Origin of the sequence: Acetobacteroides hydrogenigenes, assembly GCF_004340205.1 — a bacterium.
In the GTDB taxonomy this organism is placed as follows: domain Bacteria; phylum Bacteroidota; class Bacteroidia; order Bacteroidales; family ZOR0009; genus Acetobacteroides; species Acetobacteroides hydrogenigenes.
In genome coordinates this window covers 1-15257 of sequence record NZ_SLWB01000008.1, presented here as the reverse complement: position 1 = coordinate 15257, position 15257 = coordinate 1, and the positions used below count along the sequence as shown (strand labels likewise).

Here is a 15257-nt window from a genome sequence, read left to right as displayed (position 1 = left end):
GTTCGAATTGTCCATGTAATTCAACTTCATTTTATGTGTCAAGCTCAAATCTTAAAGTACTATGAAAAGGAACCGTTTACTACTAGGTGCCGTAGCCATGACGGCGATGGCTCTATTCCTGATTACTGGATGTAACCAGGCGTACGATGAAGAAACTCCAATTGACCAGACAACCCAGGCTCGTTTGCTTAACCTGCCTTCCAATCCCTCTCCTGATCAGCTTGGCAAGATCCCCGCTGCTACCGTACAGCTGCTATCATTCCCTCCTCAGTCTAGGCTAAAAGCTGCAACTTCGGGCTCTTCGTGGCTTGAGCCTGCATCGCTAGAAAAAACGCTTAAGACCGGACAAAGCGTTACCGAAAAGAAAACAGCCCATCTAACCGGTGCTCCTCCAATTGGCGATGTTATGTTTACCATCGACTTAACCGGAAGTATGGGGGGCGAACTCGAAAATGTTAAGGTTAACTCCGTTAACATCATGAACCAAATTCGGATGATAATTGCCGACTCCAAGTTTGGCGTTATCTCGCACATGGACTACAAGGGCTACTTCTCGGGGTGCGGCTACAGTGCATCTTACGGAAGCGGTCCCGACTACCCCTACGCGCTTAATCAAAGCTTGACTTCATCTAATACGGTTGTTGCTGGTGCTATCAGCGGCCTTAACTTGGGATATGGCGACGATGGTCCAGAAGATTATACCCGCGTTCTTTACGAGACTACTGCTGATGCATCAATAGGATGGCGAAGCGGGGCAAAGAAAATTGTGGTTGCCTGGCTCGATGCTATCCCTCACGATTGTAACGTATTTGGTATTCTAGGCGGAAGCGGATCTACCGGTCCCGATCCGGGTAGAGATGGCGTTGCTGGTACTCCCGACGATTTGGCCATTCTTCCTGTGCTCGACCAGATGGCCGCCCAAAACATCACCCTAATTGTACTGCATAGCGGCGGTAACCTCGACTTGTGGAAGGCATACGCTGCCAAAACAGGAGGCGATGCATTCCAAATAAACAGCGATGGTACCATCCCCGGTGGATCTGATATCGCAACGTTTATCGCCGGTATCATTCAGAGCGAGGTGTCTAAGATTGATAAGCTGACCTTAGAGGTTTGCACGCCCGGTTATGCCGGCTGGTTAACCAGCGTAACCCCTGCCTCGTATACCGATATCGTACTTGGTGAAGATCCTTTAACCTACGACTTCGACATCGCGATTACCGTACCTGCCGGAACTCCCGATGGCGTTTACGAGTTTGACGTTTGCCTAGTTGGCGATGGCGTTGTTTACGGCAAGCAGCACGTTAAGATAACCGTTAAGAATGCCGTAGAGGTGGGCTTCGACGTTCACCCAACCTCATGTCCAAACCCAATCAACCGAACGGGCAACGGGGTTATGCCTGCGGCCATTCTCGGCTCGGCTGGGCTTGATGTAACCCAGATCGATCCTGCATCCATCCTGATCAACGGGGTTGCTGTTCCCGTTAGGTGGAGCATCGAAGATGTTTCGACCCCATACTTGCCTTATGTTGGCAAGAAGCTTAGCGCAACATCCTGCAACACGCTTGGCCCCGATGGCTATGCCGATCTAACGCTCAAGTTTAACCTTCAGGACATCGCCTCGTTGCTGGCCGGTAATGCCGTAGGAGACGTTGTGAAGCTATCCGTTACCGGAAAGCTGCTGGATGGAACCGACATTGTTGGCGAAGACATCATTATTATAAGGAAGTAGCTATTGCTGCTGCTGGAGCAGCGCTCTAGAGCGAGCCTTCGGCCTTGGCTGTACGCATGCGCGGGCAGCGGCCGGGGGCTTTTTTGTGGATGCGCTTGGTGGGGAGCGGATGGGCTATGGGCTGCTGGTTGCGCGTAGGCGGTAGCCGCTATTTGTGCCGGCAACCAAGCCGTTGTGCTCAGCCTCCGAGCCATTGTGTAGAACTACCAAGCCGTTGTGCTCAGCCTCCAAGCCATTGTGTAAAACTACCAAGTGATTGTGCTCAGCCTCCAAGCCATTGTGTAAAACCTCCGAGCCGTTGTGCTCAGCCTCCGAGCCATTGTGTAAAACCTCCAAGCCATTGTGCTGAGCAACCAAGCGATTGTGCACGACCGCCGCCCCATTGTGTAGCGGGAGCAGGATGCTGTGCTGATCGGTAGTGATCCTTTGTAGCGGGTGGTTCTGCAATTGTTGGTCCATCGTTCGATGGCGGCCGATGGCGGAGCCGTTGCAGGAAAAAACGGAGGTAGCCTGTATGGATACCTCCGTTGGTATGGAATGCTTCAGCCTTGCTAGGTTGGAGGTGGAGCTTATGCTTAGGGGCTAAAGCTTTTTGTTGCGGAACTCTATCGAGGCAATGCGCTTGTACTCGGTGCTGTTAACGCCAAAGAGGGCCTTCACGTAGGTCTTTGCGCTAAGGGCAACATCAACCAGTCCGGTGTTGGGCGTGTAGAGCTCGGCGTTGCGGGCATCGCGGGCGCTGTCGAGGGCAAAGCTGGCCGCATTGCACTCGTTGTTGCAGCTGCGCAGCTCGGCGGCAAAGGCCTTGAGCGCTTCCACCTTAAGCTCCTCCTCGTTGGGCTTGTACTCGGCGATGTTGGCGAGCGCCTCCACAAAGCGGTCGAAGTTATCGGCTAGGCTGTCGAAGCTGCGCTGCGATGTCGATATGGTGGCCACCTTAACATCTGCAGCTGTGGCGGTAGCCTCTTTCTTGGCGGCCGTCCGTGTGCTGGTTATCTTTCGGGCAATGGAGGCTACGGTGGCATCGGTGTTGTCGGCCGATGCCGACGAGCGTAGAACGTTGAGCGCACGGGTTACCAACGAGTTGAGCGGCATGAATGTGCTTTCGCGCTTGTTGCTGGCGTTGGCGTACCGAATGGCGGCCGTATTGAGGGTGTCGATGGAGGCACGGGCCGAAGCCTCCTTTGCTTTAAGCGCTGTGGCTACAATTAGCGGGTTGGCGGGATTGTACTTGGCTCCGTAGGTGGCGATACCTGCTATGAGGTTGCCCAAGTTGTCCACGTTTTTGGCGTGGCCTGTTTCTGAAATACTACTCATGGTTTTAAAATTATTAAGCGTTGTTTAAACTTTATTTTCTCAGAACGAACGAAATGTATAAAATTTTATTGATGAATTAAAGCTTTTTGGCTGTAAAAATTAGCTCTTGTACTTAGGGGGTACTTTATTGATAGCGCAGAGCGACATGAGGGGGCGCTTTTGTTGGCATACCATCGGCAAGCGTAACCTGTTCTGCTCTTTTTTAAAGGCAAAAAAGAACAGAGAAGGGAAGCGTCTTTTCTTTATAAGCTCCTAGCCTCGGCCAAATGCTGAGCCAGTATTTTTAACCGCGAAATCGCTGTGGTAGAGCCGACCCTATCGGGGTACTATGGGGAGTTTTTGTATCTTTGCGCCAAATACGACAACTATGAGCGCAAGCAACCAAAATGCAATATTTGGAATTCGCCCTGTGATAGAGGCTATAAATGCTGGTAAGCAGCTGGATAAGGTAATGATTAAAAACGGTCTTGAGGGCGAGCTGATTCAGGAGCTAAAGGACCTACTCCGTAGGAAAAGGATATTTGCCCAGTACGTTCCTGCCGAAAAGCTTAACGGAATAACCAGCCAAAACCACCAAGGCGTAATTGCATTTGCCGCTCAGGTTGAGTACTACGAGCTCGAAGAGGTGGTAACCGCTGCTCTTGCCGACGAGAAAAAGGTTCCGCTATTTCTCGTTCTCGATGGGGTTACCGATGTCAGAAACTTTGGCGCCATAGCGCGCTCGGCCGAATGCGCCGGGGCTAATGCCATCATCATTCCGGCCAAGGGATCGGCCCAAATCAACTCCGATGCCATTAAGTCTTCGGCAGGAGCGCTTCACTTTATACCTATCGTAAAGGTTCCCAGCCTACGATCGGCCATTTTCTACCTAAGGGATAGCGGCATCAAGATTGTTGCCTCGTCCGAAAAGGCAAAGGATATGATGTATAAGGTAGATATGACCCCACCTACGGCTATCATTATGGGATCGGAGGATAAGGGGATATCGTCCGACAACCTCAAGTTTGTTGACGAGATGGTGAAGGTACCCCTAAGCGGTCAGATCGACTCTCTTAACGTGGGCGTTGCCGCAGCGTTGGTTATGTTCGAGGCCGTTCGTCAGCGTATTTTTGATGCCATGTACGAAGATTAGGCAGATTCCGTTTTAGGATAGCATCATAGAACAAAAGGGCAAGCATTCCGCCAAAGGTGGAGTTTGCCCTTGTTTTTTGGTAAAACCAAGGGCGATTGAGGTCAAGTTGGGGGCTTTTTTTAGCCTTGCCAAAGGCGGTTTTGCCGTCGAGTTAACAAAATGTTTATTTTGTATAATGCTGATATATATTGATATAGCTATGTTTTTGTAGGGGCGTTAGCTTAAAAAATTAACAAAGCCTTAACCGTTTTGTGGAGGATTTTAAGTGAGCAAGATCGGCATAATGGATATTTTGCACCTGTAATTGAACAACGCAGTAAAAACCATCAAAATATCCAAACATTGAAAACTCCTTTGCTTGCAGATAACGAATTGGTAGAGCGAGTTGCCAAGGGCAGCGATGCTTCGTTTGCAATATTGCATAATCGGTATCGAAAAAAAGTTCTAGGCTACATTTGTATGTTTATTAGGAGGCAGGATGTGGCCGAAGATATAGCACAAGATGTTTTCGTAAAGGCCTACCGATCGCTTGTAGAAGGGGCTTACCACGATTCCGGAAAGTTTGTCCCTTGGCTAATGCGGATTGCCCGTAACATGGTTATAGACTACTACCGTAAGGATCTTCCAATTTCCATTGAAGAGAATAGCGCAATAGAGGTAAAGCTGCGCGGCATGTCTACCGACGATTCTCCAGAAAAGGCTATAATTCGGAAGCAGCAGGATAGGTGCCTAAGGATGTTGGTTGATGAGCTTCCAAAGGAGCAGCGCGAGGTAGTAATACTGAGGTATTATATAGGCTTAAGCTTTAAGGAAATCGCCGATTTTACCGATGTAAGCGTAAATACCGCACTTGGACGAATGAGATACGCCATCATAAATTTAAAGAAGAGAGCAAATGTTTTAGAGCGATTCTAACCTCATTTGTGTTTTTAGCAGTTTGTTTGTTAAGTCAAAAAGGGCCCCAAGGGCCCTTTTTGCTTATAGTCGTTATGCTTACGGTGCTTGTCGCGGAGTTTCCCTTTAGTAGAGTAGGGCTACCTCTTGCTTTATTTTTTGCTTTGCCGTTGCTGTTGGCGCGATATCAATGTTGGCGTAGGTTTCGATAATGAGCTTCGATAGCTCAATGGCCCTCATCTCGGGGTGAAGCCTGCCGCTGCACGTGTTGATTAAGCCAATAATGTTGTTCTTGGCGTTTACCACGTACGACCAAGTTTCCGGGCTAACGTACAGCTGCTGCGAGATGTTGTGCTCAAACTCGGAACGGATTGCGCTAAGCAGCTTGGCTTGTAGGCTTGCAACCGTATCCTCACTTTTGTTGACCCTCACCACCAGCGAGTCGGGGCTAATTCGTTCCAGAAATACGATGCACCTTTCGTAGGCTTGAAGCCGGAGAGGGAGGGTAACCTTGTTGCTCGCAATCTGTTTTTCTATATTTTGAAACGATTTCTGATGGCGCAACGTAAGCGTAATCGCCACAATTGCTACTGCTGCAATACAAAGTACTGATACGGCAAACACTATCTCAATCATAGTCTGAAAAAAAATTTATCAAATTTACCTAAAAGATATGAGATTGAAACCTTAAAAGCTAAGCGGCAAGGTCAACTTTATACTTAAAACGTTTATTTTGCATAAAAATTAGTTGATAATGGGTTCTGTAAAACAAAAGAGATCTGTTAAGAAAATTGCTGTAATCGTAGCCGTCGCACTATTTGGCGTTGCTATGTTTTTTGGACTAAGGCTATACACCAACATGTTTATGCCAAATGTCGATCTGAAAGGGGAGAAGCATGCCCATATCCTGATCCCCACAGGAAGCAGCTACGATGATGTTATTGCAATCCTTAAGGAAAAAGGATACATAAAGAACCTAGAAAGGTTCCAAAAGTATGCCGAAGAAAAGGGATATGATAAAAAGGTTAAGCCGGGTAGGTATAAGCTGATAAGCGGAATGAGCAACCGTAGGATGCTTAACATGCTGATATCTGGAAGCCAGGATCCTGCTCGAGTATACATCAACAATATTAGGACAAAGGAGAAGCTGGCTTCGGTACTAGGTAAGCAGCTGGAGCCCGATTCGCTGGCTATTGTAACAATGCTAAACAGCGACTCCGTTGCTCAGTCTATAGGGATGACTCCCGAAACTATTATTAGCCTTTTCATCCCCAATACCTATGAGTTCTACTGGAATGTTACTCCAAGCGAAATTCTTTCGAGAATGAAGAAGGAGTACGATGGCTTTTGGAGCAAGAATCAGCGTCAGCAAAAGGCCGATTCGTTGGGCTTAACTCGCGAGCAGGTAATAACTGTTGCCTCAATTGTCGACGAGGAAACAAACTATACTCCCGAGATGAATACGATAGCAGGCGTTTACCTTAATCGCCTCAAGAAGGGAATGCTGCTGCAGGCCGATCCTACCGTAAAGTTTGCAATTGGAGATCCTACAATACGTCGTATTCTTAATAAGCATCTAACCTTCGATTCTCCGTATAACACCTACATGTATCAGGGATTGCCCCCAGGCCCTATTGCTCTACCTTCAATAGAGGCCATTGATGCGGTGCTGAACAGAGCAAATACACCTTACCTCTACTTTTGTGCAAAGGCCGATTTTTCGGGGGCGCATGCTTTTGCGGTTACAAAAGAGGAGCACGAGAAAAATGCTAAGCTTTATCAGGCTGCACTTAATAAGCGAAACATAAAGAAGTAAAAATAAAAAGCCGCTCTAAAGCGGCTTTTTATTTTTCGTAAGATATGGATTCTATTATAGAATGTTTACCTCTTTCTCTAGGGTAATTCCAAATTCTTTGGATACGGTTCCGATTATCTCGTCGGCTAATTCGATAACCTCCTTTCCGGTGGCATTTCCTAGGTTTACTAGCACAAGTGCTTGCTGGCTGTGGATGCCTACATTCCCTCTTTTTATACCCTTATAACCACAGGTTTCAATGAGCCAGGCGGCAGGAATCTTTGTAAGCCCGTTGTTGGCAGGGTAGTTTGGTACGTTTGGATATTTTGCTCTTATAGATTCAAATTCTACATTGGGGATTGTAGGATTTTTGAAAAAGCTTCCACAGTTACCCATCAACTTGGGCGATGGGAGCTTACGTTCGCGGATAGAGATAACGGCATCTCTTACAGTTTGGATATTTCTTTCGCTGTAATTCTTTAGCTCTTCCTCTATATTGCCGTAGTGAGTTTTGAGCATAGGCTTTTTGCTAAGGGTAAACGTGACATGGGTAATTGCCGTTTTCCCCTTTAGATCTTTTTTGAATATGCTATCACGATAGCCAAACTGGCAAAAATCGTTGTTGAAGCAAAAATGCTCAGCATTATCTAGGTAAAAGCCCTCTACTGCTGTTATGACATCTTTAACTTCAACACCATAAGCACCTATATTCTGTACAGGACAAGCACCTACGTGCCCTGGTATAAGCGATAAATTTTCTAGTCCTCCCCAACCTTGTTCAACGGTTAGCTTAACTAGATCGTCCCATTCCATGCCTGCACCTACCTTTATTGTTGTGCTATTGGCATCTTCGGCAACTATTTGTATGCTCTTATCTGAAGGTTGAAGAATTACTCCTTCAAAGTCTGATGTGAATATAATGTTGCTTCCACCTCCCAGCACAAAAATTGGTGCCGATTTATTCGATTTTAGAAAGGTAACTAGTTCATCATTAGTAGCGGTTTGGACTAACTTTTTTGCTTTCGCGTCAATTCCAAAGGTGGTGATTTCCTTTAATGGGAAGTTTTCGTATACGATCATTGGGCTGTTGTTTGGTTGCGCAAAGATACAAATCGCATATTCGATATACGATTCATAAGGGCATACTTCTTCTGTTAAAGAGTTTGATCTGCTTCTTTTTCGTTGGCTTCTATGCCTATAATTTCGAATAAGCTATCCTTGCTCGGAATAGCGATCATTTGGTAGACAATAAATATTGCTCCAATTATGAGAAGATGGGTGTTGCTCGAAAAGAAGTATAGCAATAGGTTTACAACAAATGCCGAACAAACAAGTACAAGTCTTGAGTAAAAGGCTACCCTGTAAATTCTAAGGCTTAACTCGGTGGGTTCGTTACTGCTTATTCGCTTAATTCTCTTGTTGAAAAGCCAATTTGATAGAGGGATGAAAATAATAGCAATTACAATTGCAGTCAAGTATAGCTTTGCTGCCGTTTCTGCGGTCACCGCAATCGGGATGTTTTTTTGAGCAAAAGATGTAATTAGCAGAAGTATAATCATTGCTCCAATACAGCTCCAGTTTATTCTAGAAAGAGTAGCTGATGTTTTGTCGATTAGTTCATTTTGAAATGTCATAGCACTAGGCTTTAAGTTTTAGGATGTTTGTGTAGTTCATACATTCTCTTAGGCATTCTCCTGTTATGAGGGCATCTTCGAGAGCGTTGTGCTCTAGGCCTTCTCTTTTAAGATCGAAAAAATCGGCTATTGCGTTTAGGCTTAGTGATCGAGGTGTTTTTATACCGTTTTTAGCCAGCACTTCAAAAAGGTAGAAGGCAATGTTGTGAAGATCGATCAGCATATTTGAGAAAGGCCATTCCTTTTTTTCTTGGCGGTAAGCAGCTTTTAAAAAAACGATGTCGTACATTACGCTTTGTCCGCAGATGTTTAAGCTTCGGAGCGAGTTGTGCTTAAGATATTTAGTAAGCCATTCTTCGAAATCTTCAAGAACTTCATGTAGCATAGGAGCATCCTCCAGTTCTTCTAGGCTAAGCTGATGGATCTTTTGGGACGACAACGAAAAACTTTCTCTGTTTTCTGGATATACGTTTGAAATATAGGTGCTTTTAAGGTTCCATTCTTTGTCGTAAAGAGCAGCTCCTAATTGGATGATCTCATGCCATCCTGGTTCAATACCGCTTAATTCCAAATCCAAAACTAGATTAGCCATAAGAAAAATGCATTGCCCAAATTTATTAATTCAAATGAATAATTAACATTATTAGTAAAAAAAAAGACCATCTAGCGGATGGCCTTTTTTGGTGGAGGTATTGCTTACTCTATTTTACGTACGTTCTTGGCAACATCTTGCCCATGTATGTTTTGTTCAATGGTGAACTCAACAGGATCCCCAGGCATAAGATCGTTAAAGTCGACGTCCTGAAGGTCTAGGTAGTGGAAGAATAGGTTGTTGTTTGGATGTTTAATAAACCCATAACCATTCTTTAAACTTAGGATTTCTCCTTCTTGGTAGTCTTCGCTTGCGATAGAAACCTTTGATTTTGGGGCAGCTGCAGTAATGTTTGTTGCAATTACTGGTTTTGGAGTGCTCTCGTTGCTAACAAAAAGATTGTCTACGATCTCAGAATCTTCTTCGTTTTCATCGATTTCTGTGTGCATTGGGACAGGATAGCTAACCTCCTCGAGTAAGTCCTGAGAGGTTTTGGTTACTACTTTTTGTCCTTCGTCGTTGGTGTATTCAAACTCCCAACCAAGCACCATTACGCGGGTTCCAAGAGTGTTGAGCTTGCGTACGAGTGGTACGTAATCGCCATTAGAAGCAATTAATACTACGATGTCAAATTGCTTGTAAATAGCTAGTTCAAAAGCTTCAAGTGCTAACCATACATCAATTCCCCTTTCCTCTTTCTTCCCAAAGTTATTTTTGAATGGAAGATAGTGCGTAATTACGCCTTCTGACATTAGAATGTCGTCAAATACGCGATCGTAGTAGAGTTGATTTCCGCGCTGGCTTGCATCTTGTGCGCTATACCTACATCTAAAGTAGTGGGCATCGGCAATTTTACAAAGCTTAATGTCTACGTTTTCTTCTTTTGCTACTAAGTGGCGGATGTAGTAGTGAAGACCAGAGATGCTTAGGCGTCTTTTGCGTGGGTGAACGTAATTGTAGTAGTTGCTTACTTGAAGGAAATAGTTACCGTCGTAAAAAACACCGATTCTTTTTAGAGAAGAGGCACATCCGTTGTTCATAATTGTACTGTTATTAAAATTTACTATAAAATTTATGATACAGGCCGTGTTGATACACTTCACTGTTGCATATTAGGGCAGTTTTATATTTGAACTAAAACCAAAGTAAAATTACTACCATTTTTTAAAAAAAACATTATGTTTTTCACGAAAATGACTGATTGAATTAAAAAAAAGAAATATTAACACATTTTTAATATGTTGATAATTAAGTATTGTTTAAAAGTTCCTCCGTAGTTAATCTGCTGATTTTTTAGTTACGAGGTAAAGGTAATACTTGCGGAAAATTGCTTTTGCAAGTTGCTGTTTGAAAATTCTATTAGAGGGATTGGTGTATTATCAGCTAGGTTGCTATTCAACCTTCCCAATTTTTGAATTTATCCGTTTTAACGCTTCGTTTATTTTTTCTTCTGGCACAATGTAGTTAAAGTCTCCCCAAAAATCGGGATCGTAATTGTAAGGTATATCAAGGAATACAACCTGAGGGCGTATGGTTTCTTGTTTGTCGAACTTGATGACGTTTTTAGTATCTACGTCGCAGGTTGCCATTTCTAGGAAAGCGGTATAGTTATTGCTGAAAAAGCGTCCTTTCTTTCTGACCTTGAGCTGTATGTCGCACTTCGCATGATTGGTAAAGTAATGATTCCCAATTTTTCGGTATGTAAGGCTATATGCAAAGCGTTCGGGTTTTACTATATGCGTTCTCCTGTTTTGAGAGATAAGGTAGTCGGATGCTTTAGATATGAATGACGGGTTAATCTCAAAATCGGCACCAAGGATGGCTAGACTATCTGTGTCTATGTATATAGTACCTGTAAATAGGGGCTCTTCTATAGACTCTTTTTGTACGAAACCTATGGCGTAGGCGTTATGCGATTCGTAAGAGATTATATCGGAAAGGGTGTATCGGTATTTATCAACTTCTGAAAGTTCTAAAAAGTCGGGTATGTTTTTCGCAATGTCTAGGCTAAGACAGGCCGATACGCCCCCTTTTAGCTTCATCAAAAGGGTGTCTGTCTGATCGGCGTTTATTATTTTTCTCGATTTAATTTCTTTAACTTGCTCTGTTCCTAAAAATTGATTTATAGTAGGTTTGTATATCTTTAGGATGGCTTCGGCGTAACTAAGGTAAGTGCTGTTTTTAAGAACGCCTTCGCGGTAGAATGTTGTGAGATAGAAAGGGATTGGAGAGTAATTAGTTTTGAGGTTCTTGATTGTGCTTGTTATAATTTCAGTTGGGTCAACTCTGCGTATTACAACTTCTTGTAGCGAAACTATATCTGGTTTAAGGTAAATGTCAATTTTTTGATCACGAACAAGCATTACTGGCAAAGTGTAGGGTTTGTAGCCAATATGTGAAATTCGAATATTGAGCTGCTCGTTGCTCTGAGGTAGCTTTAGAATAAAAAAACCTTCGCCATTGGTAATGGTTCCGCTAGAAGTGCCTTCTATGGCTACTGATACATACTGAAGTGCTTTGCGCGTTTGGTTGTCGTAAACGGTTCCTTTTATTGAAATTATTATAGTACTATCGTGCCTGTTCTGTTCGCTTTTTGGGGTAGCTGTAGTTTCCTTCTTTTCATATATGAGTATATGCTTGGATAGGACCCGTAAATCAAGTTTTGGATTGTTAAGAAGCCCCTTTATAATGCTTTCCAGTTTTTCGCCTCTTGCCTCAAGCTTAACCCTTCTCTCGTTTTCGAGTATACGGCTGTCGTATATAAAAAAGTATCCTGTTTTTTGGCTTACGATGTTTAGCGCATCGTAAAGAGATACTTTTTTGGTGTCAAACGAGTATCGATTTTCTAGTATGCTGTTTTGTGCGTTTGCCTCTATTAGGGCTATTGTAAGAAGAGAGCACATCAGCAACAATCTTTTAAATAATTGTGCTGATGTGTGATTGGTGAAACGTATAGCAGTTTGTTGGCTACTTTGCATTTGTAGGGCTTAGAATTATTTGGTTATCCTTTTTTGTGCTCTCTAGGTTTAATGTAATGCATATTAATTCTGTTATAGTGCTTAATGAGTTTTCGTTAAAGGTAACCGTAAGTCGACGATTAGCAGTTTGCTCGTCTGCAATTGCTATATTCGATTGATAGTTTCTGTTTATTACTCTGACAATATTTTGCAGCGTTTCATCTTTAAACTGCATCTTGCCTAACCTCCAAGCTAGTGATCCATCGTCGTCCCATGCGCTTTTTTCAAGATTGTTCTTGCCGAGTACTATTTTTTCGCCTGCTACCACAACTTGGCTAATGCTGGGGTTTTTTTTAAGAGAAACCTTAACCTTGCCTCGTTCAACAACCAGTTCAAACGTTTTTGATTCGTATGATTTTACGTTAAAGGCTGTTCCTAGAACTTGAATGTAGGCATTTTCTGTTTCAATGACAAAAGGCTTATCGGGATTTCTTGCAATGTCGAAGTATGCCTGTCCGTTTAGAGCAACTTTGCGTTCTTTCTTCGAAAATTTGATGGGATACTCGAAGTTGGTGTTTTGGGCAATGTATACAATTGATCCATCAGCAAGGGTTTTTACGATAGTGCTTTGATCTTGTTGGTTAAGCACGCTAACCATCTGTTGTTTATTTATCTTTGTGGTTGCCCAAAAAGTTGTTACCCCTAAAACAGCTATCCCTGCTACTACGGCAGCATATTGTAACATTTTTCGTGGAACTATGCTGTGCTTGGTCGATTTTGCTTTTGGGATTAGGTTTTCCTCTTCTAAACGGGTGTTTAGCTTATCCCATGCATCGTTAGTGTTAACTCTTTTATTGCTGTTGTGGCTATCTAACATTTTCCACTCCCTTTTTATTTCATTTATAAGCAGAGCATTATTTGGCTCTAGGGCAATATCAATCTCAAAGTTTGCCCTTTCGTTTTCTTCCATCTCGTTGGCCAAATATTTGGCTATTAATTCTAAATGCTCTATGTTGTTTTCGCTTAGCTTCATGGCTGTAAAAGTTAGTGTTGTTACATGGCTACTCGGTTAAACCGTTTGAGGTTTTCTCTGAAAAGATGGAGGGCTTTCCCCATATCTGCTTCTACCGTTTTTATGGAAATGGCGAGTTTTTCAGCAATTTCTTGATACTTTTTACCTTCAAATCGGTTCATCTGAAATACCTTTGAGCACCTTTCTGGAAGCTGATTTAGCGTATCGGTAATAACTTTGTTTAGTTCTTTGGCTACCATTTCGTCCTCTACGGTTGTCGATTCTACCTCAACGAATTCGCTTTTACTTCTTTCTGCGTACCGTTGGCGTACCGATTGCTGCCGTAGGTAGGAGAGGGAGTTGTTTTTTATAGATCGGTAGAGGTAGGCGTTTAGCGATAGCTGAATGGATAGCGAAGCTCTATTTTTCCAGTAGCTATAAAACAGATCTTGAACGATTTCTTCTGCAACATCCATGTCTCTGACTATTCCATTGGCATAGAGGCAAAGCGGCTCGTAGTATTTTTTGAAGAGCTGCTCAAACTCTTTGATGTCACCTTCCTGAATCTTTCGTTGTATGGAGATTTCGGCAAGTCCCATGCTGCTGTTTTTATGGATAAAGATACATTTTCGGGTTAAAAGATAATCTCCCATACAGGGAGATTATCTTTATATTTAAATTTTCTAGTTGTTAGTCTTTTCCATGTACTTTGCAATCTTTTTGATGGCATTTTCTATTGATTGCTCTGGTTCTATAATGTTGCTTTCTCCCCAGAAGTTCTGATCTTGTAGGTCTTGTAACCGATCGTTAAGGACCATCGATGTTTTAAACGTTTCGTCGTTTGGAATTTTGGCAACATTTTTCTTAGAGATATTGGTGACAGCCATTTCCGACATTACGGTATAGTAGCTGTTAAACCATCTCTTTTTCCAGTCTGCTTTAAACTTCATCTCGTTGCGCACATAGTTTACGTAGTACTTGCCATCGGGGCCTGTTTTGTACGAAACCAAGTAGCTGGTTGAGGTTGGCGTCATTTTTAGGCCAATTGGTTTCTTCTTGATGAAGAACGATTCGGCTTTTGCTTTGTCGCTGATATCCATGCTGAATTCAGCCATAGTGAGCGCTAGCGTTTCTTGGTTGATATAGAATTTGCCGTAGAATAGAGGATATGGCTGTTCGAATGCAGGGCTGAAGCTGATGATGTAGTTTAGCTTGTTGTTGATGTTTACAACACCTTTCATTTCGTACTTATAGTCGCGAAGAGCTTCGAGCGAGAACAGGTATTCTGGGTTCTTAACAACATCAAGGAGTAGGGCTACCGTAGGACCGCCTTGGAGCTTAACCAAAAGGGTGTCCGCTTTTTTGATATTGGTTCCTTTGCGGCCTTTTTCAACTCTTACTCTGTCGTTCTCGAAGCTGGTGTACGATGCCTTGTAAATATCTACTACGGCTTCCGAAATAGAGAGATAGTCTCGTTTTTGTTTGATTATTTCCCTGTAAAATCCTTCCATCATAGCAGGGACTGTCGAGTAGTTTTGGGCAACGTCCGATATGGCCATTCGAACGAGCATGTCAGGCGATTCTGGACGGATTATGATTTCTTGCAGCGACAGTGTATGTGCCTCAACATAGTATACGCCTGGTTTTCCGTTGCTTTCTTCAATCTTTAGTTTGCTATTCTTGTAGCCAACGTGCGAGATTTCGAGCTCCGTTGCGTTGAGCGATTTGGGTATCTTTATTATGAATTCCCCCTCGGAGTTGGTTACGGTTCCAATATTCCCGTTTGGAATGCTAATATTTGCAAATGCAACGGCTTGTCGAGTATTTACATCCTTAACAATTCCATACACGGTTGTGTAGTTTCCGTTTTGAGCGAAGGCAATTCCGAAACTAGCTACTAACACGATTGTCATGCCAATTTGTAGCATTCTTTTTACTAGGTTTCTCATGGCTGCTATATTTAGAGCGTTCGACATTTTGTTTGTTGTTTACACTCTTATGATGTACAACTAGGAGAATCCCCTATAGAAAAGTTGACTTTTTTTTGTCCTTTTAAAAAAAAAGAGACGTTGGGTCAACGTCTCCTCAGGGCTATTCGAGACTGTTCATGCAACTGTGTCTGCAAAATGATAACGTTAACTTTGCAGACAATGGAAGAGAAAGAAAAAGCAGCGAGCTTCAGCTACGAGGAT

15 protein-coding genes are annotated in these 15257 nt (G+C 43.2%); 4 read left to right on the top strand and 11 right to left on the bottom strand.

What is annotated here, in order from left to right; translation table 11 throughout:
* Positions 1–61: 61 nt before the first annotated feature.
* Positions 62–1732, top strand: coding sequence for a hypothetical protein (locus CLV25_RS09300; protein ID WP_131839378.1), 1671 nt, complete (start codon positions 62–64; stop codon positions 1730–1732).
* Positions 1733–1846: 114 nt separating this feature from the next.
* Here CLV25_RS09300 and CLV25_RS09295 read toward each other — a convergent pair whose 3' ends face one another.
* Both CLV25_RS09295 and CLV25_RS09290 read right to left on the bottom strand, forming a co-directional pair.
* Positions 1847–2191, bottom strand: a complete 345-nt coding sequence (locus CLV25_RS09295) for a hypothetical protein (RefSeq protein ID WP_131839377.1) — start codon at positions 2189–2191, stop codon at positions 1847–1849.
* A 123-nt stretch (positions 2192–2314) separates the two neighbouring features.
* Positions 2315–3049, bottom strand: a complete 735-nt coding sequence (locus tag CLV25_RS09290) for a hypothetical protein (protein ID WP_131839376.1) — start codon at positions 3047–3049, stop codon at positions 2315–2317.
* Between the two features lie 367 nt (positions 3050–3416).
* On the opposite strand from CLV25_RS09290, the gene rlmB reads away from it, so the two are divergent.
* Positions 3417–4181: a 23S rRNA (guanosine(2251)-2'-O)-methyltransferase RlmB gene (gene rlmB, locus CLV25_RS09285; RefSeq protein ID WP_131839375.1), complete on the top strand. Its 765-nt coding sequence runs from the start codon at positions 3417–3419 to the stop codon at positions 4179–4181.
* Positions 4182–4523: 342 nt separating this feature from the next.
* Positions 4524–5096: an RNA polymerase sigma factor gene (locus CLV25_RS09280; RefSeq protein ID WP_131839374.1), complete on the top strand. Its 573-nt coding sequence runs from the start codon at positions 4524–4526 to the stop codon at positions 5094–5096.
* A 105-nt stretch (positions 5097–5201) separates the two neighbouring features.
* Here the strand turns inward: CLV25_RS09280 and CLV25_RS09275 are convergent, their stop codons facing one another.
* Positions 5202–5711 (bottom strand): DUF7935 family protein, encoded by a 510-nt coding sequence (locus tag CLV25_RS09275; RefSeq protein ID WP_131839373.1) that lies wholly within the window; start codon positions 5709–5711, stop codon positions 5202–5204.
* 118 nt (positions 5712–5829) lie between these two features.
* Between CLV25_RS09275 and mltG the strand changes: the two genes are divergently transcribed.
* Positions 5830–6891, top strand: coding sequence for an endolytic transglycosylase MltG (mltG, locus tag CLV25_RS09270; protein ID WP_131839372.1), 1062 nt, complete (start codon positions 5830–5832; stop codon positions 6889–6891).
* A gap of 54 nt (positions 6892–6945) precedes the next feature.
* On the opposite strand, the gene murB is transcribed toward mltG, so the two are convergent.
* The 8 genes from murB to CLV25_RS09230 form a co-directional block, all read right to left on the bottom strand.
* A complete protein-coding gene (gene murB / locus CLV25_RS09265; protein ID WP_131839371.1) occupies positions 6946–7950 on the bottom strand; it encodes a UDP-N-acetylmuramate dehydrogenase in 1005 nt (334 codons plus the stop codon).
* Positions 7951–8024: 74 nt separating this feature from the next.
* On the bottom strand, positions 8025–8504 hold the full coding sequence (locus CLV25_RS09260; protein ID WP_131839370.1) for a hypothetical protein: 480 nt from the start codon (positions 8502–8504) through the stop codon (positions 8025–8027).
* A gap of 4 nt (positions 8505–8508) precedes the next feature.
* Entirely contained in the window at positions 8509–9096 is a 588-nt protein-coding gene (locus tag CLV25_RS09255; protein WP_131839369.1) for a 3'-5' exonuclease, read from the bottom strand.
* Between the two features lie 104 nt (positions 9097–9200).
* On the bottom strand, positions 9201–10136 hold the full coding sequence (locus CLV25_RS09250; protein WP_131839368.1) for an NYN domain-containing protein: 936 nt from the start codon (positions 10134–10136) through the stop codon (positions 9201–9203).
* A 351-nt stretch (positions 10137–10487) separates the two neighbouring features.
* A complete protein-coding gene (locus tag CLV25_RS09245; RefSeq protein ID WP_165877051.1) occupies positions 10488–11999 on the bottom strand; it encodes a carboxypeptidase-like regulatory domain-containing protein in 1512 nt (503 codons plus the stop codon).
* Between the two features lie 64 nt (positions 12000–12063).
* On the bottom strand, positions 12064–13086 hold the full coding sequence (locus CLV25_RS09240; protein ID WP_131839366.1) for a FecR family protein: 1023 nt from the start codon (positions 13084–13086) through the stop codon (positions 12064–12066).
* 20 nt (positions 13087–13106) lie between these two features.
* Entirely contained in the window at positions 13107–13664 is a 558-nt protein-coding gene (locus CLV25_RS09235; RefSeq protein ID WP_165877050.1) for an RNA polymerase sigma-70 factor, read from the bottom strand.
* Between the two features lie 84 nt (positions 13665–13748).
* Positions 13749–15014 (bottom strand): carboxypeptidase-like regulatory domain-containing protein, encoded by a 1266-nt coding sequence (locus CLV25_RS09230; RefSeq protein ID WP_165877049.1) that lies wholly within the window; start codon positions 15012–15014, stop codon positions 13749–13751.
* Positions 15015–15257: the final 243 nt, after the last annotated feature.